The organism is Phycicoccus sp. M110.8 (assembly GCF_032464895.1).
Classification (GTDB): Bacteria; Actinomycetota; Actinomycetes; order Actinomycetales; family Dermatophilaceae; genus Pedococcus.
In genome coordinates this window covers 1,338,503-1,363,232 of sequence record NZ_JAWDIC010000001.1, presented here as the reverse complement: position 1 = coordinate 1,363,232, position 24,730 = coordinate 1,338,503, and the positions used below count along the sequence as shown (strand labels likewise).

Genomic DNA, 24,730 nt, shown 5'->3' with positions numbered 1-24,730 from the left:
AAATCGTTGTCGCTCAAGGCCTTTGCAAGCCCCTGACCAGCGAAAACGCAAGCGCTCCGGCTTTCCCGTGATCGGCGTGTCGTGTTATTCTTGAGGTCGCGAAAGGGGAAAACAGCACATGGTTTTCAAGGTCGGCGAGACGGTCGTGTACCCCCACCACGGGGCTGCTCTGATCGAAGAAATCAACACCCGCACGATCAAGGGCGAGGAGAAGATCTACCTCAAGCTCAAGGTGGCCCAGGGCGACCTGACGATCGAGGTGCCCGCGGAGAACTGCGAGGACATCGGCGTCCGTGACGTCGTCGGCCAGGACGGTCTGGACAAGGTCTTCGCGGTCCTGCGCGCCCCCCACACCGAGGAGCCGACCAACTGGTCGCGTCGCTACAAGGCGAACCTCGAGAAGCTGGCGTCCGGTGACGTCATCAAGGTGGCCGAGGTCGTCCGCGACCTGTGGCGCCGTGACAAGGACCGCGGTCTGTCGGCCGGCGAGAAGCGCATGCTGGCCAAGGCGCGCCAGATCCTCGTCTCCGAGCTGGCCCTGGCCGAGAAGACCAACGAGGACAAGGCCGAGGCCATCCTCGACGAGGTGCTCGCCTCCTGAGCGTTGCGGTCGTCCTCGTCGCCGGGGGACAGGGCACCCGGCTAGGGGCCGCCCAGCCCAAGGCGTTCGTGCCACTGGCCGGTGTGACGGTCCTCGAACACGCCGTCACCCGCGCCCTGCGGGCACCCGAGGTCACCCACGTCATCGTCGTCGCGCCCGTCTCCCACATCGGGGAGGCGGGCGCGATCGCGTCCCGCAGTGACCGACCGCAGGACGTCGTCGTCGTGACCGGCGGCGCCGAGCGCACCGACTCGGTCGCTGCCGGGCTGGCAGCACTGCGACCCACGGACGAGGTCGTCCTGGTGCACGACGCCGCCCGCGCGCTGGCGCCACCGAGCCTGTTCAGCAGGCTGGTCCGGGAGGTGCGCGCCGGACACGACGCCGTCGTCCCCGGCCTGCCGGTGGCCGACACGATCAAGCAGGTCGACGCGGCGGGGCGCGTCGTCGGGACGCCCGACCGGTCGGCGCTGCGCGCGATCCAGACGCCCCAGGCGTTCCGGCGCCGCGTGCTGGAGGAGGCCCACGCCTCAGGGGTGGCAGCGACGGACGACGCAGCCCTGGTGGAGCGGGCCGGCGGGACGGTGCACGTCGTGGACGGCGACCGTCTCGCCTTCAAGATCACCACGCCCGACGACCTCGCGGTCGCCGAGCGCCACCTCGCCGACCTCTGACGCCCCGGCCACGCCGCGGCAACGGGTCAGCGGGTCAGCGGGTCAGCGGGTCAGCGGGTCAGCGGGTCAGCGGGTCAGCGGGTCAGCGGGTCAGCGGGTCAGCGGGTCAGCGGGTCAGCGTCGCCAGGACGTCCTCCCACGGGGCAACCGGCTCGTCCGGCGCCGGCGCGCGCAGGGTGCTGATCCAGCCGTCGACCAGCCGGCCCCGCTCGACCAGCAGGTCCGGGACGAAGACGGGCACCGGGAAGCCCGACCGCCACACCGCCTTCGCGCTGCCCCAGTTGCCGGCGTGCGCCTGCCACCGGACCGCCGTCCAGCCGAGCGTGCCGAACGCGTGCCCCACGGCGAGGCGGACGGCCGCCGACATGACGCCGCGACCACGGAAGGCCGGGTGCGTCACGAATCCCAGGTCGCCCGCTCCGTCGTCGACCGGCATGCGGCGCAGGTCGATCGTCCCGGCATACGCGCCCTCGACCTCGATCGCCCACGAGACCATGGCCGGCGACGGCTCGAGGAGGCCGGTGAGGTACTCCTTCGCCATCTCGCGCGTGTACTCGAGCGGGATGGTCGTGTAGCGCCGTGTGTCCTCGTCGAGGCAGCGCTCGAGGACCGGGTCGAGGTCGTCCTCCCGGTGCGGGCGCAGCGTCACCTGGTCGTCGGAGAGGGTGGGCACGTGCATCGGGGCGTCCATGCGGCGCAACCGTAGCCGGGCCGTGGGCTGCGGCTCACCCGGGTTTGCGCCGCCGGTGGTTGGATGGCGCCATGGTTGCTCCCGGTATGCCGCGCACGGGCATCGGCGTCGACGTGCACGCCTTCGGTGGGGGTCCGGACCGGGAGCTGCGCATGGCGGGGCTCGGCTGGCCGGGTGAGCCCGCACTCGAGGGCCACTCGGACGCCGACGTGGCCTGCCACGCCGCGTGCGACGCGCTGTTCTCGGCTGCCGGGATCGGTGACCTCGGGGAGCACTTCGGCACGGACCGCCCCGAGCTCGCGGGTGCGTCCGGGCTGACCCTGCTGGCGGAGGCGGCTCGCCTGGTGCGTGCGGCCGGGTTCGAGGTCGGCAACGTGGCCGTGCAGGTCATCGGCAACCGGCCGAAGGTCGGGAGCCGGCGCGCGGAGGCGCAGGCGGCGATGTCGCGGGCCGTGGGCGCCCCCGTGTCCGTGAGCGGCACGACGACCGACCGCCTGGGGCTCACCGGCCGCGGTGAGGGTGTCGCCGCGATCGCGACCGCTCTCGTCGTGCCCCGGGACTGACCGGTCCAGCGGCCGGCCTCGCGACCCACGACCGGCCGGGCCGCCGGCCGACCCGCGACGAGCCCGGGCCGCCGGGCCGGGTGCACGCACCCGGCATAGGGTCGGTGCGACAGGAGCCACCCCGAAGGAGAACCCATGCCGCAGACCGTCAAGGGCGTCGTCGCCCGGAGCAAGGGCGCGCCGGTCGAGCTCGTCGACATCGTCGTGCCCGACCCCGGGCCCGGCGAGGCCGTCGTCGCGGTGCAGTCGTGCGGGGTCTGCCACACCGACCTGCACTACCGCGAGGGCGGCATCAACGACGAGTTCCCGTTCCTGCTGGGGCACGAGGCGGCCGGCGTGGTCGAGGCGGTCGGCGAGGGGGTGACCGAGGTGGCGCCGGGCGACTTCGTCGTCCTCAACTGGCGGGCGGTGTGCGGCCAGTGCCGGGCCTGCCTCAAGGGGAAGCCCTGGTACTGCTTCGCCACCCACAACGCCCGCCAGAGGATGACCCTGGCGGACGGCACCGAGCTCACGCCGGCCCTGGGGATCGGCGCCTTCGCCGAGAAGACGCTCGTCGCGGCGGGGCAGTGCACCAAGGTCGACCCGGAGGCCGACGCGGCGGCGGTGGGGCTGCTGGGCTGCGGTGTCATGGCCGGGTTCGGCGCGGCCGTCAACACCGGTGGCGTGGGCCGCGGCGACTCGATCGCGGTGATCGGTTTCGGCGGCGTGGGGAACGCCGCCATCGCAGGGGCCCAGGTGGCGGGAGCGACGACGATCATCGCCGTCGACGTCGACGACCGGAAGCTGGAGCAGGCGAAGCGGTTCGGCGCGACCCACACCGTGAACGGCCGCACCGAGGACGTCGTCGAGCGCGTGCGCGAGCTGACCGGTGGCTTCGGGGCGGACGTCGTGGTCGAGGCGGTCGGCCGGCCCGAGACCTACGAGCAGGCGTTCTACGCGCGCGACCTCGCCGGCACGGTCGTGCTCGTGGGCGTGCCCACGCCGGAGAAGCAGGTGACCCTGCCGATGATCGAGGTCTTCGGGCGGGGCGGGGCGCTGAAGTCGAGCTGGTACGGCGACTGCCTGCCCAGCCGGGACTTCCCCATGCTCGTCGACCTGTACCGGCAGGGACGGTTCGACCTCGACGCCTTCGTCAGCGAGCGGATCGGCCTCGGCGACGTCGAGGCGGCGTTCGAGAAGATGGAGAAGGGCGACGTGCTGCGGTCCGTCGTGGTGCTGCGATGACGGCGGAGCTGCTGGCCGACGTCGGCCCGACCGCCGGCGGAGTCCGCGTGGAGCGCGTCGTGACGTCCGGGACCTTCGAGCTCGACGGCGGCTCGTGGGAGGTCGACAACAACGTCTGGGTCGTCGGCGACGACAAGGAGTGCGTCGTCATCGACGCCGCGCACGACGGGCGCGCGATCGTGAAGTCGATCCCGCACACGCGCCGCGTCACGGCGGTGCTCCTGACGCACGGCCACAACGACCACATCAACGCCGCGGGTGAGGTCTGCGACTCCACCCGCGCGCCGTCCTACCTGCACCCGGCCGACCGGATGCTGTGGGACGAGCTCTACCCCGTCACCCCGGACCGCGAGCTGGCCGACGGCGACGTCCTGCACGTGGGCGACGCCGACCTCCACGTGATCCACACGCCGGGCCACACGCCCGGGGCCTGCAGCTTCTACGTGCCCCAGCTCGGGGTCGTCTTCACGGGCGACACCCTGTTCCAGGGTGGTCCCGGTGCCACGGGACGCTCGTTCAGCGACTTCCCGACGATCGTCGCGTCGATCCGCGACCGCCTGCTGACGCTGCCGGACGAGACGGTCGTGCTGACCGGGCACGGCGACAGCACCGTGATCGCGGCGGAGGCCCCGCACCTGCAGGAGTGGCTGGACCGCGGCCACTGAGCCGCGACCATGGAGTGACCCGGCGGGCGCCGCGCGGCAGGGGAGACCGGGGCGCCCACCGGGTCGGTCTAGGTGGCCCGGGCGCCCCTCAGCAGGGGGACGCGGGCCTCGATGCGGGGCCACGGAAGCGCGCGCGACACCAGGACGGCGACGCCCCCGGCCAGGACGCCCACGGCATACCCGGCGGCGACGTCGGGCACGTGGTGCACGCCGGCGAGGACGCGGGACGCGCCGAGCACGGCCGCGAGCACGAGCAGGAGCACGCCCGTGCGCCGGTGCCAGGCGAGGACGACCAGCGCGATGGCCGCGGCGAGCGCGGTGTGGTCGGAGGGGAAGCCGTTGTCGACCGAGTGCGCGATCAGGGGGGTGGTGTGGTCGACGACGAACGGTCGCGGGTCGGTCCACGCCGTGCCGGCGACCTTGACGAGGACACCCACGAGACCGGCGGCGAGGACGGCGGCGACGGCATACGGCGCCTTGGTCTGTCGCGGGGGCCGCAGCCACGACACCGCCGCGACGAGGGCGACGGCGTACAGGGCGTAGGTCGCCGTGAGGCGGATCAGGGTGTCCACGCCGTACACCGTGGTCCACCGCGCTGGACGGTTCCTTGGAGGTTCCTGTGTGCCGGGTCAAGCCCTCGGCGGACGGCTCAGGCCGGCGGCGAAGACCCCGCGGGTGCCGTCGCACCGGTGGTCGTCGGGCCTGCCGCGGCCCTCGAACGCCCGGCGAGCACCGCCGCGAGGAGCAGGGCGAGGCCGATCGTGCCGATGAGGGAGACTGCCCCGTTGAGCAGCTGGAGGGTGCGGACCCGCTCGTAGATCGGCGTGGCGTCGCTCCGGACGAGCCACTGGAGGACGAGGAGGTTCGCCAGGCGCGTCAGGGCAAGCAGGGCGAAGCCCGTGCCGCCCAGGACGGACCACGGGGCGCCGCGGCCCCGGGCCAGGACGACGGCGGCGGCCACGGCCATCGCCGCCATGGTCGCCACGTCGAGGATGTTGACACTGCGGACGTCGAACGGGTTCACCCCGGCCCCCCTGAGCTCGGTCGTGCGAGTGCGCACACCGTAGCGTCCCCGTGGGCGGCCGGAAGCGTTTCGGTGGGTGGGTGCGCCCGCAGGTAGCCTTGCGCGCGTGAGTCTTCGCCTGTTCGACACCGCCGCGCGTGAGCTGCGCGACTTCACCCCGCTGGAGCCCGGCAGGGTGGGGATCTACATCTGCGGACTCACCACCCAGGCCGAGCCCCACATCGGTCACGTGCGGTTCGCCGTGGCGTTCGACGTGCTGCGGCGCTGGCTCGTGGGCCGGTACGGCTACGACGTCACCCTGGTGCGCAACGTCACCGACATCGACGACAAGATCCTGGCGAAGTCGGCTGCGGCGGGTGAGCCGTGGTTCGCCCTGTCCTACCGCAACGAGCTGGCCACGACCGCCGCGCTCGACGCGCTCGGGGTGCTGCCCCCGACGTACGAGCCGCGGGCCACCGGGCACGTCCCCGAGATGGTCGCCCTGATGGAGACCCTCGTCGACAAGGGCCACGCCTACCCCGCGCCCGACGACAGCGGCGACGTCTACTTCGACGTGCAGAGCTTCCCCGAGTACGGCTCGCTCACCCACCAGCGGATCGAGGACATGGAGGCGGCGCAGGACGCCGACCCGCGCGGCAAGCGCGACCCCCGCGACTTCGCCCTGTGGAAGGGCCGCAAGGAGTCCGAGCCCGAGTCGGCCTCGTGGCCCACGCCGTTCGGGGTGGGCCGCCCGGGCTGGCACCTCGAGTGCTCGGCCATGGCCCGCAAGTACCTCGGCGACAGCTTCGACATCCACGGCGGCGGCGTCGACCTGCGCTTCCCGCACCACGAGAACGAGCAGGCGCAGTCGCACGCGGCCGGGCTCGGGTTCGCGAGCTACTGGCTGCACAACGCCTGGGTCACCGTCGGCGGCGAGAAGATGAGCAAGTCGCTCGGCAACTCGCTCATCGTCTCCGAGGTCGTCAAGGTGGCCCGGCCGCTCGCCATCCGCTACTACCTCACGGCGGCCCACTACCGCTCGACGATCGAGTACCACGAGGGCTCCCTGAAGGAGGCCGAGGCCGCGGTCGAGCGGGTCGAGGGTTTCCTCACCCGTGCGCTGCGGGCGCTGCCCGACGGCACCTCCACGGTGCCGGACCCCACGCGCGTGCCGGAGGCGTATGCGGCGGCGATGGACGACGACCTCAACGTGAGCGGCGCGCTCGCGGTGGTCCACGACACCGTCCGCGCGGGCAACACGGCCATGGACGACGGCGACACGGTCGCGCTGGAGCAGGCGTTCGCCTCGGTGCTGGCGATGACCGACCTGTTGGGCGTCAACCCGCTCGACCCCCGGTGGGGCAGTGGGCGCGACTCCGGCGGCGGCGAGGCGCAGGCAGCCCTCGACGCGCTCATCGGCGCCCAGCTGGAGGCGCGTGCCGCTGCGCGCGCCGCCCGCGACTTCGCCACCGCGGACGCGATCCGCGACCAGCTCTCGGCGGCCGGCGTGGCCATCGAGGACACCGCCTCGGGGGCCAACTGGTCGCTCGCGCGCAGAGACTCCACGAAGGACGGTTCCTGATGGCCGGCAACTCTCAGCGCCGCGGCGCGATCCGCAAGGGCGGCAAGAAGGGCCCGACGGTGGGCTCGGGCGGCCAGCGCCGCCGGGGACTCGAGGGCAAGGGCCCCACGCCGCGCGCGGAGGACCGGCCCGCCCACAAGGCGCACAAGATGGCCAAGGCCGCCGCCAAGCGCGGTGGTGCAGCAGCGGCGCGCCCCGGTGGGGCGTCGCGGGGCGCCAGCACCCGCCGCAGCGGCGGCAAGGCGTCCAGCGAGGTCGTGGCCGGGCGCAACTCCGTCGTCGAGGCGCTGCGCGCCGAGGTGCCGGTGACGACGATGTACGTCGCGGGCCGCATCGACGCCGACGACCGCGTCCGTGAGGCGCTGAAGACCGCCACGTCCCGCGGCATCCCGGTGCTTGAGACCCCCCGCGGCGAGCTCGACCGGCTCACCGACGGGGCCGTGCACCAGGGCCTCGCGCTGCAGGTCCCGCCGTACGAGTACGCGCACCCGCGCGACTTCATCGACCCCGAGGCGCCGGGCGTGCCGCTGGTCGTGGCGCTGGACGGCATCACCGACCCCCGCAACCTCGGCGCGATCGTGCGTTCCGTCGCGGCGTTCGGCGGTCACGGGGTCGTCGTGCCGGAACGCCGCTCGGTGGGCATGACCGCCAGCGCCTGGAAGACGTCTGCCGGTGCCGCGGCCCGGGTGCCGGTTGCCATGGCCTCGAACCTGACCCGCGCGCTGGAGGACTACCGCAAGGCCGGCTTCTTCGTCCTCGGCCTGGACATGGAGGGCGACGTCGAATTGCCCGAGCTCGAGCTCGCCACCGAGCCGATCGTCATCGTCACGGGGTCGGAGGGCAAGGGCCTGTCGCGGCTCGTGCGCGAGACCTGCGACCAGGTCGTCTCGATCCCGATGTCCTCGGCCGTCGAGTCCCTCAACGCCGGTGTGGCGACGGGCGTGGCGCTGTACGAGGTCGCGCGGCGGCGGCGCGGCGCGACGCGCTGACCACCAAGACGGCGGAGCGGCGCGACGCGCTGACCGGCACGGCAACGACGCAGCGAGACGCGGTGCCCGAGTTCAGCCACCCGAAAGGTCCTTTCCGATAGGTTCTGCGCAGTCGCGCCCAAGGGGGAGCGGCGCAACCGAAGGGATCTTCATGTCTGACAACGCCACGCCGCCGCCTCCGCCGCCGCCCGGTTCGGGCCAGGGGGGTGGCTACGGTGCTCCGCCGCCGCCCGGACAGGGTGGTGGGTACGGCGCCCCGCCGCCGGCGCCGAGCTACGAGGCCGGTGGCGTCCAGGGGACCCCGCCGCCGAACTACCTCGTGTGGGCGATCCTGTCGACCATCTTCTGCTGCCTCCCGTTCGGCATCGCGTCGATCGTGTTCGCCGCGCAGGTCAACGGCAAGTGGAACTCCGGTGACCACGCCGGGGCGCAGGACAGCTCCGCCAAGGCGAAGCGGTTCGCGATCATCGCGGCCGTCGTGGGTGTCGTCGTGAACGGCGCCTACGCCGCGTTCGTCCTGCCCAACCTGGGCAACAGCTGACCCTGGTCCCATGACCACCTCAGTGGCACAGCGCCCCGTCGCCGCCGAGCCCCGCGCTCGTCGGTACGGGGCGCTGCGCCTGCCCCTGCTGGCCGCAGGCACCGCTGCGGCGGTCCTCGCCACCGTCGGCGTCGTCGACCCGAACCAGCCGGGGCACTACCCGACCTGTCCGTTCCTCGCGATGACCGGCTACTGGTGCCCGGGGTGCGGGTCGCTGCGGGCGCTGCACGCCCTCGCGCACGGCGACGTGGCGACGGCCATGGCACGCAACCCCCTCACCGTCCTCGCGACGGCCGGCCTGCTCGTCGGGTACGTCGTGTGGGTGCGCCGGCTCTGGCAGGGACGCCCGCGCTCGTGGGTCGCGCCGGCGTGGCTGCTCTACGGCCTGCTCGCGCTCGTCCTGGTCTTCTGGGTCGTGCGCAACCTGCCGGGCACGACCTGGCTCTCCCCGGCCTGACCCCTCGCGACCCCGGGGCGCAGAGAGGCGACTGCCCCGCCGCCCCTGGTCAGGACTTGGGGACCTCGACGACGACCGTGGACAGGATCTTGTCCGCGAACGTCTGCCGCTTGGGGTCCCACAGCGGCCACAGGTAGCCGAGGTAGAAGAACTGGTCGAGCGTGTGCGCGATCTCGCGCACGAAGCACATCCCCGCCCCCATCGGCCGGCCGGTGTGCTCCTCGACCAGCCGGATCCCCATGACCCTCTTCCCGACGCTCTGGCCGGTGCGGCCCATCCGGAACACCCGGTTCCACAGGTGGATCGCGACGATGGCGACGATGCCAAGCCCTATGAAGACGAACCCGAGCACCAGCAGGCCGGTGTGCGCCGCCCTCGTGGTCTCGTAGGTGCCCGTCGTGGTGTCGAAGGAGTTGCGGGGGGAGCCTGCCACGATCAGCGGGATCCCCACGACGTAGAAGACGAATCCCACCAGCGACAGCAGGCCGTCCAGGAGCGATGCGGCGACGCGGGTGCCCCAGTTCGCGAGCGGCCCCCACGGCTCGGACGGTGCAGCCTGCCCCGGGAAGCCGGGCGGCGGGTAGCTCGCCTGCTGCGGCTGGCCGGGCTGCTGCGGGTATGCCGCCGGCGCGTACCCCTGCGCGGGTTGCTGGTCCTGCGTGGGCTGGTCGGTCACGGGATCCCCCTGGTCGTCGGACGTCGCGCGCCAGCCTAGCGACCGCGGGCCGCGCTCAGGGGCAGGTCAGGACCGGCTGGCCTGCTCGTCGTCGAACATCGCGAGCACCGGCATCTCCACGGTGTCCACGCCGACCACGGTGGCCTCGTCGGGCTTGCCGGGCAGCACCGTCGCGACGTAGTCGGCGAGCGCGTCCTCGATGGGCACGTCGTGCCCCGCCCGCTCGGACATGTACCAGCGGTGCTCGAGCACCTCGTGGAACAGCTCCGCGGGCTCGAGCTTGCCGGCCAGGTCCCGCGGCACGCGGCGCGTGACGGGCTCGTAGATCTTCGCCAGCCAGTCGTGGGCGACGATCTCCTCGTCGTCGTTCTGGCGGTCCGTGCCGGCCCGGTAGGAGTCGAGGTCGTTGAGCAGCCGGCGCGCCTGGTTCTCCTCGACGTCCAGGCCGGTGAGCCGCAGCAGCCGCCGCGAGTGGTGGCCGGCGTCGACGACCTTGGGCTGGATCTGGATGTGGGTGCCGTCGAAGTCCGTGGAGATGGCCAGCTCGTCGACGTCGAAGCCGAGCTCGTTGAGCCGGCGGATGCGCTCGTCGACCCGCCACCGGTCGCCGCGCTCGAACCGCTCCTGCCCCGTCAGCTCCGCCCACAGCTCGGTGTACCGGGTGACGATCTGGTTCGACGTGTCGACCGGGTCCGCCCCCTCGGGGAGCATGCCGCCGGCCTCGAGGTCCATGAGCTCGCCGGCGATGTTGACGCGGGCGATGTCCAGGTCGTGCTCGCGCTGCCCGTCGGTGAGGGACTGGTGCAGCTCACCCGTCTCCGCGTCCACGAGGTATGCCGCGAACGCGCCCGCGTCGCGCCGGAACAGCGTGTTGGACAGGGACACGTCACCCCACCAGAAGCCGGTGAGGTGCAGGCGGACCAGGAGGACGGCGAGGGCGTCGATGAGGCGGGTGGAGGTGTCCGCGCGCAGCGACTGGCTGAACAGCGCGCGGTACGGCAGGGAGAACTGCAGGTGCCGCGTCACCAGGCAGGCGTCGAGCGGCTGGCCGTCCCGGCCGACCCGGCCGCTGACGACGCCGAACGGCTCGACCGTGGGGAGGTCGAGCCGGTCGAGCATCCGCAGCATCTGGTACTCACGGGTGGCCAGCTCGTCCTTGATCTCCTTGACGGCCAGGACCCGGCCGGAGAGCTTGACGAAGCGGACCACGTGCCGCGAGATGCCGCGGGGCAGGGCCGCAAGGTACTCGTCGGGCCAGGTCTCCAGCGGCAGGTCCCAGGGCAGGTCGAGCAGCGCGGGGTCGGGGCGCGAGGTGGTGATGGACAGGGCCATGGGAGCTCACCCTTCCGGGAAGACGCGTGTGGCCGGCCCCCGGTGCGGGAGCCGGCCACACGGCATACGAGGGATCGGTCAGTCGCCGAGGCGCTGGCCGTCGGCAGCGTCGAAGAGGTGCACGTGGCCGGCCTTCGGCGCGAGGAAGACCGTCTCGCCCTTGGCCGGGGGACGCCGGCCGTCGACGCGGGCGATGAAGGGCTTCTCCGGCGCGTCGCTGTCCTCCTCGTCGACGTGCTGGTGGGCCTTGGTCGAGCCGTAGATGTACGCGTCGGCGCCCAGCTCCTCGACGACGTCCACGGTGACGGGGATGCCCTGGCCCTCGGTGGTGAGCTCGAGGTCCTCCGGGCGGACGCCCAGGGTGACGTTCTTGCCCGAGGCGCCGCTGAGCCGGTCGCGCTCGATCGGGATCTGCGAGCCACCGACGGAGACGCCGCCGTCGGCGATGTCGACGTCGAGCAGGTTCATGGCCGGGGAGCCGATGAAGCCGGCGACGAAGACGTTGTTCGGGTGGTCGTACATCCGCCGCGGGGTGTCGACCTGCTGGAGGATGCCGTCCTTGAGGACCGCCACGCGGTCGCCCATGGTCATGGCCTCGACCTGGTCGTGGGTGACGTAGACCGTGGTGACGCCGAGGCGGCGCTGCAGCGAGGCGATCTGGGTGCGCGTCTGGACGCGGAGCTTGGCGTCGAGGTTCGACAGCGGCTCGTCCATGAGGAACACCTGCGGGGAGCGGACGATCGCACGGCCCATGGCGACGCGCTGGCGCTGGCCACCGGACAGGGCCTTCGGCTTGCGCTCGAGGTAGGGCTGCAGGTCGAGGATCTTCGCGGCCTCCTCGACGCGCTTGCGGATCTCGGCCTTGTCGACGCCGGCGATCTTGAGCGCGAAGCCCATGTTGTCGGCCACCGTCATGTGCGGGTAGAGCGCGTAGTTCTGGAAGACCATCGCGACGTCCCGGTCCTTGGGGGACAGGTTGGTGACGTCGCGGTCGCCGATCCAGATCTTGCCGGCGTTGACCTCCTCGAGACCCGCGAGCATGCGCAGGGAGGTGGACTTGCCGCAGCCGGACGGGCCGACCAGGACGAGGAACTCGCCGTCCTCGATGTCGATGTTGAGCCGGTCGACCGAGGGCTTGTCGTTGCCCGGGTAGAGGCGGGTGGCCTCGTCGAACTTCACAGTTGCCATGGCGTCTTTGCCTTCCTTCACCGGCAGGAACGTGCCGGACGATCCGTTGTAAAGGTGGAACACCCGCGGACGTCGGTGTGCGCGGGTGGGCTCAGTCTGGCCGACGGCGACGGTTTTGACCACCGTCCGCGACGGCGGTCCCGCATGGTGGAAACGTTTACGCACTCCTGCGGCGCGCGGGCCGCCTGTCCGTGCGGTGGACGGTTTGGCGGGGCGCCCGAAATTTCTTGCACGGCCTTGCTAGGTTTTGCGCATGAAGGCGAGGTTGGCCGACATCGCGGCACACGCGGAGGTCAGCGAGGCGACGGTCAGCCGGGTGCTCAACGGCAAGCCCGGTGTCAGCGAGACGACCCGCGAGGCGGTGCTCACCTCCCTCGACATCCTCGGCTACGACCGGCCGTCCCGGTTGCGGCGCAAAACCGCCGACCTCGTCGGGCTCGTGGTCCCGGAGCTGACCAACCCCATCTTCCCGGCGTTCGCCCAGATCATCGAGACGGCCCTGGCCCGCCACCAGTTCACCCCGGTCCTGTGCACCCAGACCCCCGGCGGCGTGCACGAGGACGAGTACGTGCAGATGCTCCTCGACCGCGGCGTGGCCGGAATCATCTACGTCTCAGGCCAGCACGCGGACGTCACCACCGACCCGGAGCGCTACACGGCCCTGCGTGAGCGCGGGCTGCCGATCGTGCTCGTCAACGGCTACCACGAGGGCATCGACGCGCCCTTCATCTCGAACGACGACGTCGCGTCGATGGACCTGGCGTTGTCCCACCTCGTCCAGCTCGGCCACACGCAGATCGGCCTGGCGGTCGGCCCCGACCGGTTCGTGCCCGTCATCCGCAAGATCGAGGGCTTCCGCCGCTCGATGCGCTCGCTGCTCGGCCGCGACGACGTCGAGGAGCTGATCGAGCGGACGCTGTTCTCGGTCGAGGGGGGCGACACCGCCGCGGCACGGCTCATGGAGCGCGGGTGCACCGCCGTCGTCTGCGGGTCCGACCTCATGGCCCTCGGTGCCATCCGCGCCGCGCGCCGTGCCGGTCGGCGGGTGCCCGAGGACTTCTCGGTGGTCGGCTACGACGACAGCCCGCTGATCCCGTTCACCGACCCGCCACTCACGACCGTGCGCCAGAGCGTGCAGGCCATGTCCGAGGCCGCGGTCCGTGCACTGCTCGACGAGATCGCGGGGGAGCCGGCGCCGCGGGCCGAGTACGTCTTCCGGCCCGAGCTCGTCGTCCGCGGGTCCACGGGGGCGGCCCCCGGTCGCTGAGCCGCGGGTGACGGGCCAGGGGCTCTGAGCCGCGGATGGCGGTGCGAGGGCGCGACCCGCGAGGCGTCGGGCTCAGCGCGAACGGCGCACGTCGGCCAGCAGGGCCAGGGCGTCCGCCACGTCCTGTGGCTCCTCGACCCGCCAGCCGGCGGCCGTGTCGCCGTCGCCGACCTTGACGCCCACGTCGCCGTCGCGCAGACGGGTGAAGACGTCCTCGTCGGTGACGTCGTCGCCGAAGTAGACGAGGACGTCCGCGCCGACCCGGTCCCGCAGCCCGGTGAGGGCCGTCCCCTTGTCGGCGTCGTGGACGCTCATCTCCACCACGTGCTTACCCTGCATCACGCGGACCCCGTCGTGGCGGGCCGCGACCTCGAGCACCGACTGCTCGGCGCGCGCCGCCGCGTCGGCGTCCATCCCCCGGGTGTGCGCGACCACCGCGCTGGGCTTGGTCTCCAGGCGAACGTCAGGGAGCTCCTCGCGCAGCTGCTCGAGGTCGACGGTGAGCCGCTCGAGCGTCTCGCGCTCGTCCTCGCCCAGGGCGCTGCCGGCGGCTTCGTCGCTGGACTCCGCGCCGTGGCTGCCGACCAGCGTGACTGCCGCGTCCTCGATCCCGGTCAGCGCGGCGAGGGTGGCCAGGTCGCGCCCGCTCACCACCGCGGCATACGTGTCGGGCGTCCCGGCCAGCGCCCGCAGGGACTCCACGGTGCCCGGGAGGGGGCGCGAGGTCGACGGGTCGAGGACCAGCGGCGCGAGCACGCCGTCGAAGTCGGTGGCGACGACGAGCGACCCCGCCCTCGCCGCGGTGGCGAGGGCGTCGGCGACCGCGGTGGGCAGGGCCATCAGCGGGCGACCGAGGGGCGGGTCGCGTTGTGCCGTTCGCACGCGGTGCGGTCGGCGGCGGCATGCGCGTCGTCGGCGCGCTGCTCGCGTGCGGTCCGCTGCGGCCGCTCCGGGGCGGTCTCGAGGTTCTCGAGGAACCGCGCCGCCCACCGCTGGACGTCGTGGTCCGCCACCCGGCGCCGCATGGCGCGCATGAGGCGGCGCTTCTCCTTGTCGGGGGTCTCGATCGCCCGCATGATCGTCTGCTTGAGACCAGCGATGTCGTGGGGGTTCACCACGAACGCCTGGTGCAGCTCGTGGAACGCGCCGGTGAACTCGGACAGCACCAGCGCGCCGCCCTCGTCGTACCGGCACGTGACGTACTCCTTCGCCACGAGGTTCATCCCGTCGCGCAGCGGCGTCACCAGCAGCACGTCGGCGGCGAGGTAGAGGGCCGCCATCTCCTCGCGGGGGTAGGAGTGGTGCAGGTAGTGCACCGCAGGGGCCCCGATCCGGCTGAACTCGCCGTTGAGCCGCCCGACCTCGCCCTCGATCTCCTGGCGGAGTGCCTGGTATGCCGCGACGCGCTCGCGGCTCGGCGTGGCCACCTGGACGAACACCTCGTCCGGGGGCGCGACCTTGTCCTCCGCCAGCAGCTCGCCGTAGGCCTTGATCCGGTGGCCGATGCCCTTGGTGTAGTCGAGCCGGTCCACGCCGAGGATCAGCGTCTTGGGGTTGCCCAGCGACTCGCGGATCTCCTTGGCCCGGACCGCGGTCTCGGGACGGCGGGCGTTCTCCTCCAGGCCGGCGAAGTCGATGGAGATGGGGACGGCGCTGGCGCGCACGCGGCGGGCGTCCTCGGCGCGGGACACCGCGACGACGTCGCCCTTCGTCGGGAGGCCGAGCAGCTGGCGGCAGGCCCGGACGAAGTTCTGCGCGTCGGCGACCCGCTGGAAGCCCAGGTAGTCCGCACCGAGCAGTCCCTCGAGCACCGCCTTGCGCCACGGCAGCTGGGCGAACAGCTCCACGGGCGGGAAGGGGATGTGGTCGAACCAGCCGATCCGCACGTCGGGCCGCAGCTCGCGCACCATCGCCGGCACCAGCTGCAGCTGGTAGTCGTGCACCCACACCGTCGCGCCCTGCTCGGCGACCTCGACGATCGCCTCGGCGAACCGCCGGTTCACGCGCTCGTACGCGGCATACCACTGGCGGTGGAAGGACGCCGGGACGATGACGTCGTGGTAGATCGGCCACAGGGTGTCGTTGCTGAAGCCCTCGTAGTACTCGGCGACCTCCTGCGCGGACAGCGGCACCGGCCGCAGGAACATGCCGTGCTCGGAGAACGGCTCGGGGGCGTCCCCGGCCTCGCCGGCCCAGCCGACCCAGGCACCGTCGCGACCCTTCATCACCGACTCCATGGCGGTCACCAGGCCGCCCGGGCTGGTGCGCCACGAGGAGCTGCCGTCGGGCTCCACCACCCGGTCCACGGGCAGTCGGTTGGCAGCGACCACCAGGTCGAAGGTCTTGCGGCTGCGGGGCACGGCACTCAACTCCACGGGGTCGTCATCGGCTGCGACCACCCTATGCGGCTTCCCCTAGCGGTCGCTCGTGGCGCGGGTCTACGGTCTGTGCATGAGGATCTCGGATGTGGTGCGCCGCAAGGGTGACGAGGTCGTCACCGTCCGTCCCGACGAGACCGTGGAGCGGCTGCTCCGGCTCCTCGCCGACCACCGCATCGGTGCCGTCGTCGTGAGCGAGGACGGCCAGTCCGTCGCCGGCATCGTGAGCGAGCGCGACGTCGTGCGGCACCTGCACAGCGACGGCCCGGACGTCGTCAAGGCAGCGATCTCCTCGATCATGACCGCCGACGTCACCACCTGCGACCCCGACACCCCCATCGAGGAGCTCGCGCGCACGATGACCGACAAGCGCATCCGGCACGTGCCCGTGGTCGTCGACGGCCGGCTGCACGCCATCGTCAGCATCGGCGACATCGTCAAGAACCGGATCGACGAGCTGCAGGCCGAGCGCGACCAGCTGGTCGGGTACATCCAGCAGTAGCCCAGCACCCGGGTCGCAGCCTCACCGAAACCTCCCGCCCGGTCCCTTACCGTAGGGAGGTGACCACCGAGGCCATCCAGGGGAGCGACGGCGGCCGCGGGCTGCCCGACCAGACCCGCATCGGCCCCTACCGCGTCATCTCCCAGCTCGGCGAGGGCGGCATGGGCGTCGTACACCTCGCGCTGGACCCCCACGGCAGGGCGGTGGCCCTCAAGCTGCTGCGCCCGCACGTCGCGCACGACCGCGACGCCCGGGCCCGGCTGGCCCGCGAGGTCGACGTGCTGCGACGGATCGAGGACCCGCGGGTGGCGACGGTCATCGACGCCGACCTCGACGGCGAGCGGCCGTTCCTCGTCACGCGCTACGTGCCGGGGCCCCCGCTCGACGAGGTCGTCAAGGAGCACGGACCGGTGCGGGGCGAGCAGCTGCTGCAGCTCGGCCGCGGCCTGGCCGAGGCGCTCGACGCGATCCACTCGGCCGACGTCATCCACCGCGACCTCAAGCCGGGCAACGTCCTCATGCTCGACGACGAGCCGGTCCTCATCGACTTCGGGATCGCCCACGTGGCCGACGACGTCCGCATCACGATGACCGGGCTCGTCATGGGCACGCCCGGGTACCTCTCGCCCGAGGTGGTCGAGGGTGCCCCGGTGACCGAGGCCACCGACTGGTGGGGCTGGGCGGCCACCCTGGCGTTCGCCGCGAGCGGCGCCCCGCCGTTCGGGCGCGGGCCGATGGACCTCGTCCTGTCGCGGGTGAGCCGGGGCGAGGCCGACCTCACCGGTGTGGACCCGCGGCTGGCGCCCCTGCTGCACGCCGCCCTCTCGCCCGTGCCGCGCGAGCGCCCCGACATCGACGAGGTCCTGGACGCGCTCGAGCGGTACGCCTCCGGCCAGCCGGTCACCGAGGCCCTGCCCGAGCCGGTCCGGGGCACACAGGTGCTCGAGCAGCGCCCGACGGCGCGCTGGGAACGCCCCGAGGTCGGTCCGGGTGCGGCCGTGCCCGGGGCCGCGGCGGGGTCGCCGGGCGAACCGGCTGCCGCTCCCCGCTTCCAGCCGCCGGCGCAGCCCGCGGGCCAGTGGTACCAGGGGCAGGTCGCCCAGCAGCAGGCCTGGGACGAGCCGGGCGAGCTCGTGCCGTGGGAGGACGACCAGGAGGTCTCGGACTGGCAGGCCGCCTGGCAGGGCGGCCCGGGTGAGCCGGACCCCCGCATCGACCGTCCCCAGCGCACGGGAACCCTGCTGGCCCTGCTCCTCGCCGTCGTCGCGGCGACCGCGGTCTTCCCGGTGGTCGCCGGGGTCGTCGCGCTCCTCTGGTCGTGGGCCGCCCGGACCGCGGACCGGTCCGTCACCTCGCTCGTCGTCCGCCGCTACCACCACGGGCGCCGCCGGTCCGACGTGCCGATCGCGGTCGTGGCCAGCCCGTGGCACCTCGTGGTCGGCGCCGTGGCGACGGTCGTCAGCGCCCTGCTGCCGCTCGTGGTGGGGGTGTGCGCCGTGTTCAGCGCCGCGCTCGCGACCGTTGCCGTCGTGGGCGGTTCGCCCCAGCCGCAGGCGGCCCTGCCCCTCGCGGTCGGGGGTGCGCTCGCGGCCCTCATGGCGTGGTGGGGTCCCGGCGGCTCAGGCCTGCGCCGCGGCTCGCGCAGCATCGTCCGCGGCGTCAGCCGGGGTCCCCGGGCCGCACAGGTGGTCGTCGCCCTGTCGCTCGTCGTCGCGGCCGGGTGCGCGCTGTGGAGCCTGCAGCACGCGGGCCAGCCCGACTGGTGGCCCACGCAGTCGCCGGCCGGGCTGCTGCCGAGCGGGGTCGCGCTCCGCTGATGACCGAGGGGACACGTCCGGCGCGGCCACGCCGACCTGCGCTGCGGCACAGCCGGATTTGGCGGGGCGAGGAGGTCACCGAGACCGTCTCGATGGTCGACTCGTTGCGCCACACGCCCTACCGCAACGCCCGGGTGCGCCAGGCGGTCGCCGAGGAGCGCGAGGCGCGTGCGTCGCTCGACCTGGCCCTGCGGGTCGGCGAGCTGATGCTGCGCTGCGGCGCCGGGGCGCCCCAGGTGGAGGCCTCCGTCGTGGCGGTCGCCGCGGCCGCCGGGCTCGACAACCTCGAGGTCGACATCACCCTGCAGTCGCTCCTGGTGCAGTGCACGTCCCCGTCCGGGGTGCCGCTGACCATGCTGCGCGTGGTCCGGTCCTCCACCCGCGACTTCGCCCGGCTGGCGGCGGTGCACGAGTTCGTGGAGAACCTCGTGGCCGGCAGCTACGACCGCGAGGCAGCCGCTGCAAGGCTGCGCGAGATCCGGCGGGCCCCGCGGTTCTGGCCACGGTGGGCCGTGCGTGGCGCGCTCGGCGTCCTGGCCGCCGCCATCGCCGTGATGCTCGGTGCCGGGCCGACGGCCGCCGTCGTGGCCGGGGGAGCGGGCCTGCTCGTGGGGTATGCCGCCCGCTCGCTGGGGCGCGCGGGCCTCCCGGACTTCTACCAGTGCGCGGTCGGCGGGTTCCTCGCGACGGCGGTGGCGTGGGCGGCCTTCAGCCTGGGTGCGGTCGGCTGGGTGCCGGTCTCGTCGACCGAGTTCGCGTACGTCGTGGCCGGTGGCATCACCGTGCTCCTGCCGGGGCGCACGGTCGCGTCGGCCTTCGAGGACGCCATCTCCGGCTACTCGGTGACCGGTGCCGGTCGCATGTTCGGCGTGTTCCTCACGACCGCCGGCATCATCCTCGGGGTGGCCACCGGGCTTGCCGTCACCCTTGCGATCACGCACGCCCTCGACCTGCGGCTGGTGAACCCCTCCATCGTCTCCACCCGGCAGTACTCCGCCCCTGTCGTCACCGCGGTCGCCGGCGCCTTCGTGGTCGGCCTGGCCGGGGCGCTGTCGCTGCGCAGCCGGCGGGGCCTGGTCGTCTGGGCCGGGTTGCTGTGCGCCGTGGCCGCGATCCTCTCGCTGCTCGTCAGCAAGGTGGACGGGCTCGGGCCGCTGGCCGCGGCAGGCGCGGCGGCGACGGTCCTGGGGGCGCTCGGCCGGGTGCTGGGACAGTGGCTGCGCGCACCCGCGATGGTGCTCGTCGTGCCGGCGTCGTACGGCCTGCTGCCCGGCCTGGCGATCTTCCGCGGGCTCTACGAGATGGTCAACGGCTCGAAGGTCGACTCCGGCACGCTGTCCCTGCAGGGAGGTCTCACGACACTGCTCGGCGCGATGGCCGTGTTGCTGGCGATCGCCGCCGGGACCGTCCTCGGGGACTACCTGGGAGCCCCTTTCGACCGGCGAATTGTCCAGAAAAGGCGCGTGCGGTCCAGATAAGTCCTCAGCCGTTCGGCTGATATGTCGTCACGGGCTTGTGACCTTCCCGTGACCTATCTACCTTTGACGAGTGCGCCTCCCGGCGCCCGCCACAACTGCACACGGCACACCCACCACAGCAACCGCACACCCACCGCGCCGAACCTCGTCAGGTGGGTGTCCCGCCGGGCACCAGCCCGGGCAGACGAGGGCGGGGGAACCACCTCGGTCGCCACGGCGGCCTCGGGGTGAAGCCGGCTCCGGCCGGCCGGGCACCTGACGGCCCGAACCCGACAGCTCACCTCGAAGGCGCAGGTCAGGAAGGACCCCCCGGAATGTTCTACGCCCCCAAGCACTCCGCCCGTAAGCCCAAGCCGATCCGCCGCCGCGTCGCCGGTGTCGCCGTCGCCGGTGCCGCCACCGTCGCCGGTGGTGTCGCGACCGCCACCTCCTCGTCCGCCGCCGGTTCCGTCTGGGACAGCGTCGCCGCCTGCGAGAGCGGTGGCAACTGGCACATCAACACCGGCAACGGCTACTACGGCGGCCTGCAGTTCTCCTCCGGCACCTGGAGCGCGTACGGCGGCGGCCGGTACGCCGCCCGCGCCGACCTCGCCAGCAGGAGCGAGCAGATCACCGTCGCCCAGCGCGTGCTGGCCTCGCAGGGCCCCGGCGCCTGGCCGACCTGCGGCGCGCGCGCCGGCCTGACCCGCGCCAACGGCGGTGCTGCCAGCGCCGGCTCGACGTCGTCGTCCGACCGCACGGTGTCCCGGTCCTCGGTCCGCACCGCCCCGGTCCGCCGCACTGCCCCCGCCGGCAAGCTCGCCGTCGACGGCATCCGCGGCCCGAAGACCAACGCCGCCATCGAGCGCTGGGTCGGTGCCCGGGTCGACGGCAACCTCGACCGCGCCGACGCCCGCGCCCTGCAGCGCAAGGTCGGCTCCGCCCCCGACGGCATCATCGGCCCGAAGACGGTCCGCGCGCTGCAGACGAAGATCGGTGCCCGCCACAACGGCTCGCACACGCTCGACCGCGCCACGGTCCGCGCGCTGCAGACGTACCTGAACAACCACTGAGCCACGGTCCCGCCTCGTGGGTGGGACGGTCGTGCAGTGCCCACCAGCGGGCCCGCGCCTCGTGCGCGGGCCCGCTGGCGTGTGCGGTGGGTATGCCGTGTCGCCGGTACGATCGTCGCCGTCCGCCTCGCGGGCACGCCGGTGTGGCGCAATCGGTAGCGCACCTGTCTTGTAAACAGGGGGTTGTGGGTTCGAGTCCCATCGCCGGCTCTCTGACCAGCGGCTCTAGGGCTTGACGACCTCGCGGAGGGTCCGCATGGCTCGGCCCACGGCGTCGCGCGCGCCGTGGATCCGCACGGCGCTCGAGGACGGGGCGTGCGCCAGCGCGCGGTCGAGCTCGAGTGCCGCCGCGAAGAGGTCCTGGAGCACCTCGGAGTGGACTGCCTCGAGGATGCGCTCTCGCTCCTCGAGGCGGGTCAGGCGCTCGCTGCGCCGGATGTTGCACACCTGGCCCTGCGGTCCGGGCTGCGCGTAGAGGTCGGTCACCGCCACCTCCACCCAGGTCCAGGCCCCGTCGGTGCGGACCCGGAGCTCACCGATCCGCTCCGCCCGGGGTGGGTCGGTGGCCAGCAGCTCCCCGAAGGCGTGGTGGTCCTCGGGGTGGATGCGGTCGGTCAGCGGTGTGCCCATGACCTCGTCGACCGCCCAGCCGAAGAGGGTGGCGACCGCTGGGCTGGCGTAGCTGACGAGGTGGTTCGCGTCGAGCAGGACGGCGGCGTCGCTGGAGCGCTCCATCAGGTGCCGGACGGCGTCGCCGAGGTTGAGGGAGGCGCCGACGATGCCGATCAGCTTCCCGTCGCGGTACACGCCGCTGTCGGTGACCAGCGCGTGCAGCACGGCGCCGCTGCGGTTGCGGACCGGGAACCCGCCGGACCACGAACGGCCGTCCCGCAGGGCGGTCATGATCTCCTCGGCGGCCTTCCTGGAGAGCTCCGGCACGGTGACCTCTGCGATGTCGCGTCCGACGGCCTCCGCGGCGGGCCAGCCGTACAGCTGCTCTGCGGCGCCGTTCCAGGACAGCACCGTGCCCTGCGTGTCCGTCGCGATCACGGCGTGCCCGAGGGCGTCCAGCAGCTCGTCGGCCGACGGGCGCGGAGGGAGGGCCTTGGTGTCCATGGACCCAGCCTGCTCCCCGTGCTGGGCGTGGCAAGGGGCCGAAAGCCCCGGACTGGGCCGGTCCGCGGAGGCCGGGCCGCGGGGGTCAGGCTGCAGACAGCAGTGCCGACAAGGCCTCGAGGGCCTCGGGGCGGATCCAGTAGTAGACGAAGGTGCCGCGTCGCTCGCAGTCCACGAGCCCCGCCTCCCGCAGCGTCCTGAGGTGGTGCGAGATCGTCCCCGACGACAGGTCGAACGCAGGCGTGATCTCGCAGACGCACAGCTCGGGCCGCGCCGCGATCATCGACACCATCTGCAGCCGGACCGGGTCGCCGAGGGCCTTGAACATGGGCGCCAGGCGCTCGGCATCCGCAGCCGTCACGGGGGAGGTGGCCATGCCGCAGCAGCTGGCCTCACGGACCTTCGGCTCTGACTCGAGAACGGCCATGCCACTATCTTGACAGATGTCGAATCAAAGGACCATGCTGACGCTGATTCGACAATCGTCAAACCAAGGAGCGCGTCATGGCGACCGACCAGAAGGCGACCGAGCAGGGAGCACCCGAGCGGATGGACGAGCAGCAGGTCCGTGAGGCGGTGCGGGAGCGGTATGCCGCGTCGGCGACCAGCCTGCTCACCGGCCGGTCGGAGTCGGGCTGCTGCGGCGGAGGCGGCTGCTGCGGGTCCGCCGCGACGGCCGTCGACCCGATCAGCTCCAACCTGTACGAGGGGACGCAGGCCCCGTCCGACACCGCCCTCGCCGCCTCACTGGGATGCGGCAACCCGACCGCCCTGGCCGAGCTGCGCCCCGGTGAGGACGTCCTCGACCTGGGCTCCGGGGGAGGTCTCGACGTCCTGCTGTCCGCCCGTCGCGTCGCCCCGGGCGGCACGGCATACGGACTCGACATGACCGACGAGATGCTCGAGCTGGCGCGCCGCAACCAGGCCGAGTCGGGGATCGAGAACGCACGCTTCGTCAAGGGCACCATCGAGGACGTGCCGCTGCCGGACGCGTCGGTCGACGTGGTGATCTCCAACTGCGTCATCAACCTCTCCCCGGACAAGGACACGGTCCTGCGGGAGGCGTACCGCGTGCTGCGACCGGAGGGCCGGTTCGCGGTGTCCGACATCGTGCTCCTGCGCGACATCCCGCAGGAGCTGCGCGGGGTGGTGCGGCTGTGGACCGGCTGCATCTCCGGCGCCCTGCGTGACCACGAGTTCGTCGAGAAGCTCACCGCTGCCGGTTTCGAGGACGCCTCGGTCGAGGTGACGCGGGAGTACTCGCGTGACGACCTCGAGGCGATGGCCGAGGTGACCGACGTCGCCGAGCTGCCGGAGGGCATGGCGCTGCCCGAGCTGGTCGCCGCGCTCGACGGTGCCTTCGCCAGTGCGTTCGTGCGGGCGCGCAAGCCGTGACCGCTCCCACGCCCACCACGAACCGCCCCCAGTCCGCGGTGGCGGCTCGGCTCTCCACGCTCGACAGGTTCCTGCCGGTGTGGATCCTCGCCGCGATGGCGGCCGGCCTGGCCCTGGGTCGCCTCGTCCCCGGGCTCGCCGGAGCCCTGACCGCCGTGCAGGTCGACGGTGTCTCCCTGCCGATCGCGATCGGGCTGCTCGTGATGATGTACCCGGTGCTGGCGAAGGTCCGCTACGACCGGCTCGACACGGTGACGGCCGACCGGCGGATGCTCGTCTCCAGCCTGGTCCTGAACTGGCTGGTCGGCCCCGCCCTCATGTTCACCCTGGCGTGGCTGCTGCTGCCCGACCTGCCGGAGTACCGCACCGGCCTGGTCATCGTGGGCCTCGCCCGGTGCATCGCGATGGTCATCATCTGGAACGACCTGGCGTGTGGCGACCGCGAGGCCGCGGCGGTGCTCGTCGCCCTCAACTCGCTGTTCCAGGTCGTCGCGTTCGCCGCCCTCGGGTGGTTCTACCTCTCCGTGCTGCCGGGCTGGCTCGGGCTCGACCGGTCGAGCCTGGACGTCTCACCGTGGCAGATCGCCAAGAGCGTGCTCGTCTTCCTGGGCATCCCCCTGCTCGCCGGCTACCTCAGCCGTCGGCTCGGGGAGCGCCGCGTCGGCCGGGACCGCTACGAGCACTCGTTCCTGCCCCGGGTCGGCCCGTGGGCGCTGTACGGCCTGCTGTTCACCATCGTGGTCCTGTTCGCCCTGCAGGGGGAGCAGATCACCAGCCGGCCGCTCGACGTGGCCCGGATCGCGCTGCCCCTGCTGGCGTACTTCGCGCTGATGTGGGGTGGCGGCTACCTGCTGGGCAAGGCCCTGGGCCTCACCTACGAGCGCACCACGACGCTCGCCTTCACCGCCGCCGGCAACAACTTCGAGCTCGCCATCGCCGTCGCGATCGCCACCTTCGGCGTCACCTCCGGGCAGGCGCTGGCCGGTGTCGTGGGCCCCCTGATCGAGGTCCCGGTCCTGGTCGGGCTCGTCTACGTCAGTCTCGCCCTGAGGAACCGTTACCCCCACGCCACACCCGAGGAGTCCCTCCGATGAGCGACCAGCGACCGTCCGTGCTCTTCGTGTGCGTCCACAACGCGGGGCGCTCGCAGATGGCTGCCGCGTACACGGCCCACCTGTCGGGCGGCCAGGTGGAGGTGCGCTCCGCCGGTTCGGCCCCGGCCGACAGCATCAACCCGGCAGTGCGTGCTGCCATGCTCGAGGACGGCATCGACATCGCCGGGGAGACCCCGAAGCTCCTGACGCCCGAGGCGGTGCAGGCATCGGACGTCGTGATCACGATGGGATGCGGGGACGCCTGCCCGTTCTACCCCGGCAAGCGCTACCTCGACTGGGAGCTCGAGGACCCCGCGGGCCAGGGCGTCGACGGCGTGCGCCCCATCCGGGACGAGGTCAAGCGGCGGGTCACGACGCTCCTGGGCGAGCTCGGCATACAAGCGGCCCCCACGAGCTGACGGGCGCGCGCGGGACCCCCCGGGCCGCC

The 24,730-nt window shown here is 72.8% G+C and carries 27 protein-coding genes, 1 tRNA gene and 1 riboswitch; of the genes, 18 read left to right on the top strand and 10 right to left on the bottom strand.

Annotated elements, in window-relative coordinates; translation table 11 throughout:
• Window positions 1-118 precede the first annotated feature (118 nt).
• Window positions 119-601, top strand: a complete 483-nt coding sequence (locus tag RKE38_RS06430) for a CarD family transcriptional regulator (RefSeq protein WP_310151095.1) — start codon at window positions 119-121, stop codon at window positions 599-601.
• Window positions 598-1,272, top strand: a complete 675-nt coding sequence (gene ispD, locus RKE38_RS06425) for a 2-C-methyl-D-erythritol 4-phosphate cytidylyltransferase (protein ID WP_316007604.1) — start codon at window positions 598-600, stop codon at window positions 1,270-1,272. Before RKE38_RS06430 ends, ispD begins: the two co-directional genes overlap by 4 nt.
• Before the next feature lie 106 nt (window positions 1,273-1,378).
• On the opposite strand, the gene RKE38_RS06420 is transcribed toward ispD, so the two are convergent.
• On the bottom strand, window positions 1,379-1,963 hold the full coding sequence (locus RKE38_RS06420) for a GNAT family N-acetyltransferase (protein ID WP_316006618.1): 585 nt from the start codon (window positions 1,961-1,963) through the stop codon (window positions 1,379-1,381).
• A 71-nt stretch (window positions 1,964-2,034) separates the two neighbouring features.
• Between RKE38_RS06420 and ispF the strand changes: the two genes are divergently transcribed.
• From ispF to RKE38_RS06405, 3 genes are all read left to right on the top strand, one after another.
• Window positions 2,035-2,526, top strand: a complete 492-nt coding sequence (ispF, locus tag RKE38_RS06415; RefSeq protein WP_316006617.1) for a 2-C-methyl-D-erythritol 2,4-cyclodiphosphate synthase — start codon at window positions 2,035-2,037, stop codon at window positions 2,524-2,526.
• A gap of 135 nt (window positions 2,527-2,661) precedes the next feature.
• A complete protein-coding gene (locus tag RKE38_RS06410) occupies window positions 2,662-3,750 on the top strand; it encodes an S-(hydroxymethyl)mycothiol dehydrogenase (RefSeq protein ID WP_316006616.1) in 1,089 nt (362 codons plus the stop codon).
• Window positions 3,747-4,415: an MBL fold metallo-hydrolase gene (locus RKE38_RS06405; protein WP_316006615.1), complete on the top strand. Its 669-nt coding sequence runs from the start codon at window positions 3,747-3,749 to the stop codon at window positions 4,413-4,415. Before RKE38_RS06410 ends, RKE38_RS06405 begins: the two co-directional genes overlap by 4 nt.
• A 68-nt stretch (window positions 4,416-4,483) precedes the next feature.
• On the opposite strand, the gene RKE38_RS06400 is transcribed toward RKE38_RS06405, so the two are convergent.
• Both RKE38_RS06400 and RKE38_RS06395 read right to left on the bottom strand, forming a co-directional pair.
• Window positions 4,484-4,987: a phosphatase PAP2 family protein gene (locus tag RKE38_RS06400; RefSeq protein WP_316006614.1), complete on the bottom strand. Its 504-nt coding sequence runs from the start codon at window positions 4,985-4,987 to the stop codon at window positions 4,484-4,486.
• Window positions 4,988-5,064: 77 nt separating this feature from the next.
• Window positions 5,065-5,475 carry a hypothetical protein gene (locus RKE38_RS06395; protein ID WP_316006613.1) on the bottom strand — a complete coding sequence of 137 codons (411 nt, stop codon included), beginning with the start codon at window positions 5,473-5,475 and terminating at the stop codon, window positions 5,065-5,067.
• Between the two features lie 70 nt (window positions 5,476-5,545).
• On the opposite strand from RKE38_RS06395, the gene cysS reads away from it, so the two are divergent.
• The 4 genes from cysS to RKE38_RS06375 all read left to right on the top strand — a co-directional run bounded on the left by cysS (window position 5,546) and on the right by RKE38_RS06375 (window position 8,987).
• Window positions 5,546-7,000, top strand: coding sequence for a cysteine--tRNA ligase (cysS, locus tag RKE38_RS06390; RefSeq protein WP_316006612.1), 1,455 nt, complete (start codon window positions 5,546-5,548; stop codon window positions 6,998-7,000).
• The gene (gene rlmB / locus RKE38_RS06385) at window positions 7,000-7,989 is read left to right on the top strand and encodes a 23S rRNA (guanosine(2251)-2'-O)-methyltransferase RlmB (RefSeq protein ID WP_316006611.1); all 990 of its coding nucleotides are present in this window, start codon (window positions 7,000-7,002) and stop codon (window positions 7,987-7,989) included. Before cysS ends, rlmB begins: the two co-directional genes overlap by 1 nt.
• A 151-nt stretch (window positions 7,990-8,140) precedes the next feature.
• Window positions 8,141-8,530: a CD225/dispanin family protein gene (locus RKE38_RS06380; protein ID WP_316006610.1), complete on the top strand. Its 390-nt coding sequence runs from the start codon at window positions 8,141-8,143 to the stop codon at window positions 8,528-8,530.
• Window positions 8,531-8,540: 10 nt separating this feature from the next.
• Window positions 8,541-8,987 carry a DUF2752 domain-containing protein gene (locus RKE38_RS06375; RefSeq protein WP_316006609.1) on the top strand — a complete coding sequence of 149 codons (447 nt, stop codon included), beginning with the start codon at window positions 8,541-8,543 and terminating at the stop codon, window positions 8,985-8,987.
• A 49-nt stretch (window positions 8,988-9,036) separates the two neighbouring features.
• On the opposite strand, the gene RKE38_RS06370 is transcribed toward RKE38_RS06375, so the two are convergent.
• The 3 genes from RKE38_RS06370 to RKE38_RS06360 form a co-directional block, all read right to left on the bottom strand.
• Window positions 9,037-9,663, bottom strand: coding sequence for an RDD family protein (locus RKE38_RS06370; RefSeq protein ID WP_316006608.1), 627 nt, complete (start codon window positions 9,661-9,663; stop codon window positions 9,037-9,039).
• A gap of 66 nt (window positions 9,664-9,729) precedes the next feature.
• Window positions 9,730-10,995: a DUF4032 domain-containing protein gene (locus RKE38_RS06365; RefSeq protein WP_316006607.1), complete on the bottom strand. Its 1,266-nt coding sequence runs from the start codon at window positions 10,993-10,995 to the stop codon at window positions 9,730-9,732.
• A gap of 78 nt (window positions 10,996-11,073) precedes the next feature.
• On the bottom strand, window positions 11,074-12,183 hold the full coding sequence (locus RKE38_RS06360) for a sn-glycerol-3-phosphate ABC transporter ATP-binding protein UgpC (protein WP_316006606.1): 1,110 nt from the start codon (window positions 12,181-12,183) through the stop codon (window positions 11,074-11,076).
• 253 nt (window positions 12,184-12,436) lie between these two features.
• Here RKE38_RS06360 and RKE38_RS06355 point away from each other — a divergent pair, with 253 nt between their 5' ends.
• Window positions 12,437-13,450, top strand: coding sequence for a LacI family DNA-binding transcriptional regulator (locus RKE38_RS06355; RefSeq protein ID WP_310151054.1), 1,014 nt, complete (start codon window positions 12,437-12,439; stop codon window positions 13,448-13,450).
• Between the two features lie 72 nt (window positions 13,451-13,522).
• Here RKE38_RS06355 and otsB read toward each other — a convergent pair whose 3' ends face one another.
• The gene (gene otsB, locus RKE38_RS06350) at window positions 13,523-14,290 is read right to left on the bottom strand and encodes a trehalose-phosphatase (protein WP_316006605.1); all 768 of its coding nucleotides are present in this window, start codon (window positions 14,288-14,290) and stop codon (window positions 13,523-13,525) included.
• The gene (locus RKE38_RS06345) at window positions 14,290-15,825 is read right to left on the bottom strand and encodes a trehalose-6-phosphate synthase (protein ID WP_316006604.1); all 1,536 of its coding nucleotides are present in this window, start codon (window positions 15,823-15,825) and stop codon (window positions 14,290-14,292) included. The genes otsB and RKE38_RS06345 overlap by 1 nt, the downstream gene beginning before the upstream one ends.
• 76 nt (window positions 15,826-15,901) lie before the next feature.
• Here RKE38_RS06345 and RKE38_RS06340 point away from each other — a divergent pair, with 76 nt between their 5' ends.
• From RKE38_RS06340 to RKE38_RS06320, 5 genes are all read left to right on the top strand, one after another.
• Complete coding sequence (locus RKE38_RS06340) at window positions 15,902-16,330, top strand: CBS domain-containing protein (protein ID WP_316006603.1); 429 nt, start codon at window positions 15,902-15,904, stop codon at window positions 16,328-16,330.
• Window positions 16,331-16,389: 59 nt separating this feature from the next.
• A complete protein-coding gene (locus tag RKE38_RS06335) occupies window positions 16,390-18,147 on the top strand; it encodes a serine/threonine-protein kinase (protein ID WP_316006602.1) in 1,758 nt (585 codons plus the stop codon).
• The gene (locus RKE38_RS06330; RefSeq protein ID WP_316006601.1) at window positions 18,147-19,625 is read left to right on the top strand and encodes a threonine/serine exporter ThrE family protein; all 1,479 of its coding nucleotides are present in this window, start codon (window positions 18,147-18,149) and stop codon (window positions 19,623-19,625) included. The genes RKE38_RS06335 and RKE38_RS06330 overlap by 1 nt, the downstream gene beginning before the upstream one ends.
• A 126-nt stretch (window positions 19,626-19,751) precedes the next feature.
• A riboswitch (cyclic di-AMP (ydaO/yuaA leader) is annotated at window positions 19,752-19,931 on the top strand.
• An 8-nt stretch (window positions 19,932-19,939) separates the two neighbouring features.
• Complete coding sequence (locus RKE38_RS06325; protein ID WP_316006600.1) at window positions 19,940-20,677, top strand: transglycosylase family protein; 738 nt, start codon at window positions 19,940-19,942, stop codon at window positions 20,675-20,677.
• 137 nt (window positions 20,678-20,814) lie between these two features.
• Window positions 20,815-20,887: transfer RNA gene (locus RKE38_RS06320), tRNA-Thr, on the top strand.
• A 15-nt stretch (window positions 20,888-20,902) separates the two neighbouring features.
• Here the strand turns inward: RKE38_RS06320 and RKE38_RS06315 are convergent.
• Both RKE38_RS06315 and RKE38_RS06310 read right to left on the bottom strand, forming a co-directional pair.
• Complete coding sequence (locus tag RKE38_RS06315; protein WP_316006599.1) at window positions 20,903-21,793, bottom strand: PAS domain-containing protein; 891 nt, start codon at window positions 21,791-21,793, stop codon at window positions 20,903-20,905.
• 85 nt (window positions 21,794-21,878) lie between these two features.
• Entirely contained in the window at window positions 21,879-22,220 is a 342-nt protein-coding gene (locus RKE38_RS06310) for a metalloregulator ArsR/SmtB family transcription factor (protein ID WP_316006598.1), read from the bottom strand.
• A gap of 77 nt (window positions 22,221-22,297) precedes the next feature.
• Between RKE38_RS06310 and arsM the strand changes: the two genes are divergently transcribed.
• From arsM to RKE38_RS06295, 3 genes are read left to right on the top strand one after another with little or no spacing between them, the layout of a single operon-like run.
• Window positions 22,298-23,188 carry an arsenite methyltransferase gene (gene arsM / locus RKE38_RS06305; protein ID WP_316006597.1) on the top strand — a complete coding sequence of 297 codons (891 nt, stop codon included), beginning with the start codon at window positions 22,298-22,300 and terminating at the stop codon, window positions 23,186-23,188.
• A complete protein-coding gene (arsB, locus tag RKE38_RS06300; protein WP_316006596.1) occupies window positions 23,185-24,282 on the top strand; it encodes an ACR3 family arsenite efflux transporter in 1,098 nt (365 codons plus the stop codon). The genes arsM and arsB overlap by 4 nt, the downstream gene beginning before the upstream one ends.
• On the top strand, window positions 24,279-24,701 hold the full coding sequence (locus RKE38_RS06295; RefSeq protein ID WP_316006595.1) for an arsenate reductase ArsC: 423 nt from the start codon (window positions 24,279-24,281) through the stop codon (window positions 24,699-24,701). Before arsB ends, RKE38_RS06295 begins: the two co-directional genes overlap by 4 nt.
• The last annotated feature ends 29 nt before the right edge of the window (window positions 24,702-24,730 follow it).

Excerpts from the sequence above, each read along its gene's own strand:
- RKE38_RS06430 (WP_310151095.1), top strand. The coding sequence starts at position 119 with ATGGTTTTCAAGGTCGGCGAGACGGTCGTGTACCCCCACCACGGGGCT.
- RKE38_RS06420 (WP_316006618.1), bottom strand. The coding sequence starts at position 1,963 with ATGGACGCCCCGATGCACGTGCCCACCCTCTCCGACGACCAGGTGACG.
- ispF (WP_316006617.1), top strand. The coding sequence starts at position 2,035 with ATGGTTGCTCCCGGTATGCCGCGCACGGGCATCGGCGTCGACGTGCAC.
- RKE38_RS06410 (WP_316006616.1), top strand. The coding sequence starts at position 2,662 with ATGCCGCAGACCGTCAAGGGCGTCGTCGCCCGGAGCAAGGGCGCGCCG.
- RKE38_RS06405 (WP_316006615.1), top strand. The coding sequence starts at position 3,747 with ATGACGGCGGAGCTGCTGGCCGACGTCGGCCCGACCGCCGGCGGAGTC.
- rlmB (WP_316006611.1), top strand. The coding sequence starts at position 7,000 with ATGGCCGGCAACTCTCAGCGCCGCGGCGCGATCCGCAAGGGCGGCAAG.
- RKE38_RS06380 (WP_316006610.1), top strand. The coding sequence starts at position 8,141 with ATGTCTGACAACGCCACGCCGCCGCCTCCGCCGCCGCCCGGTTCGGGC.
- RKE38_RS06375 (WP_316006609.1), top strand. The coding sequence starts at position 8,541 with ATGACCACCTCAGTGGCACAGCGCCCCGTCGCCGCCGAGCCCCGCGCT.
- RKE38_RS06365 (WP_316006607.1), bottom strand. The coding sequence starts at position 10,995 with ATGGCCCTGTCCATCACCACCTCGCGCCCCGACCCCGCGCTGCTCGAC.
- RKE38_RS06360 (WP_316006606.1), bottom strand. The coding sequence starts at position 12,183 with ATGGCAACTGTGAAGTTCGACGAGGCCACCCGCCTCTACCCGGGCAAC.
- RKE38_RS06355 (WP_310151054.1), top strand. The coding sequence starts at position 12,437 with ATGAAGGCGAGGTTGGCCGACATCGCGGCACACGCGGAGGTCAGCGAG.
- otsB (WP_316006605.1), bottom strand. The coding sequence starts at position 14,290 with ATGGCCCTGCCCACCGCGGTCGCCGACGCCCTCGCCACCGCGGCGAGG.
- RKE38_RS06340 (WP_316006603.1), top strand. The coding sequence starts at position 15,902 with ATGAGGATCTCGGATGTGGTGCGCCGCAAGGGTGACGAGGTCGTCACC.
- RKE38_RS06330 (WP_316006601.1), top strand. The coding sequence starts at position 18,147 with ATGACCGAGGGGACACGTCCGGCGCGGCCACGCCGACCTGCGCTGCGG.
- RKE38_RS06325 (WP_316006600.1), top strand. The coding sequence starts at position 19,940 with ATGTTCTACGCCCCCAAGCACTCCGCCCGTAAGCCCAAGCCGATCCGC.
- RKE38_RS06315 (WP_316006599.1), bottom strand. The coding sequence starts at position 21,793 with ATGGACACCAAGGCCCTCCCTCCGCGCCCGTCGGCCGACGAGCTGCTG.
- RKE38_RS06310 (WP_316006598.1), bottom strand. The coding sequence starts at position 22,220 with ATGGCCGTTCTCGAGTCAGAGCCGAAGGTCCGTGAGGCCAGCTGCTGC.
- arsM (WP_316006597.1), top strand. The coding sequence starts at position 22,298 with ATGGCGACCGACCAGAAGGCGACCGAGCAGGGAGCACCCGAGCGGATG.
- RKE38_RS06295 (WP_316006595.1), top strand. The coding sequence starts at position 24,279 with ATGAGCGACCAGCGACCGTCCGTGCTCTTCGTGTGCGTCCACAACGCG.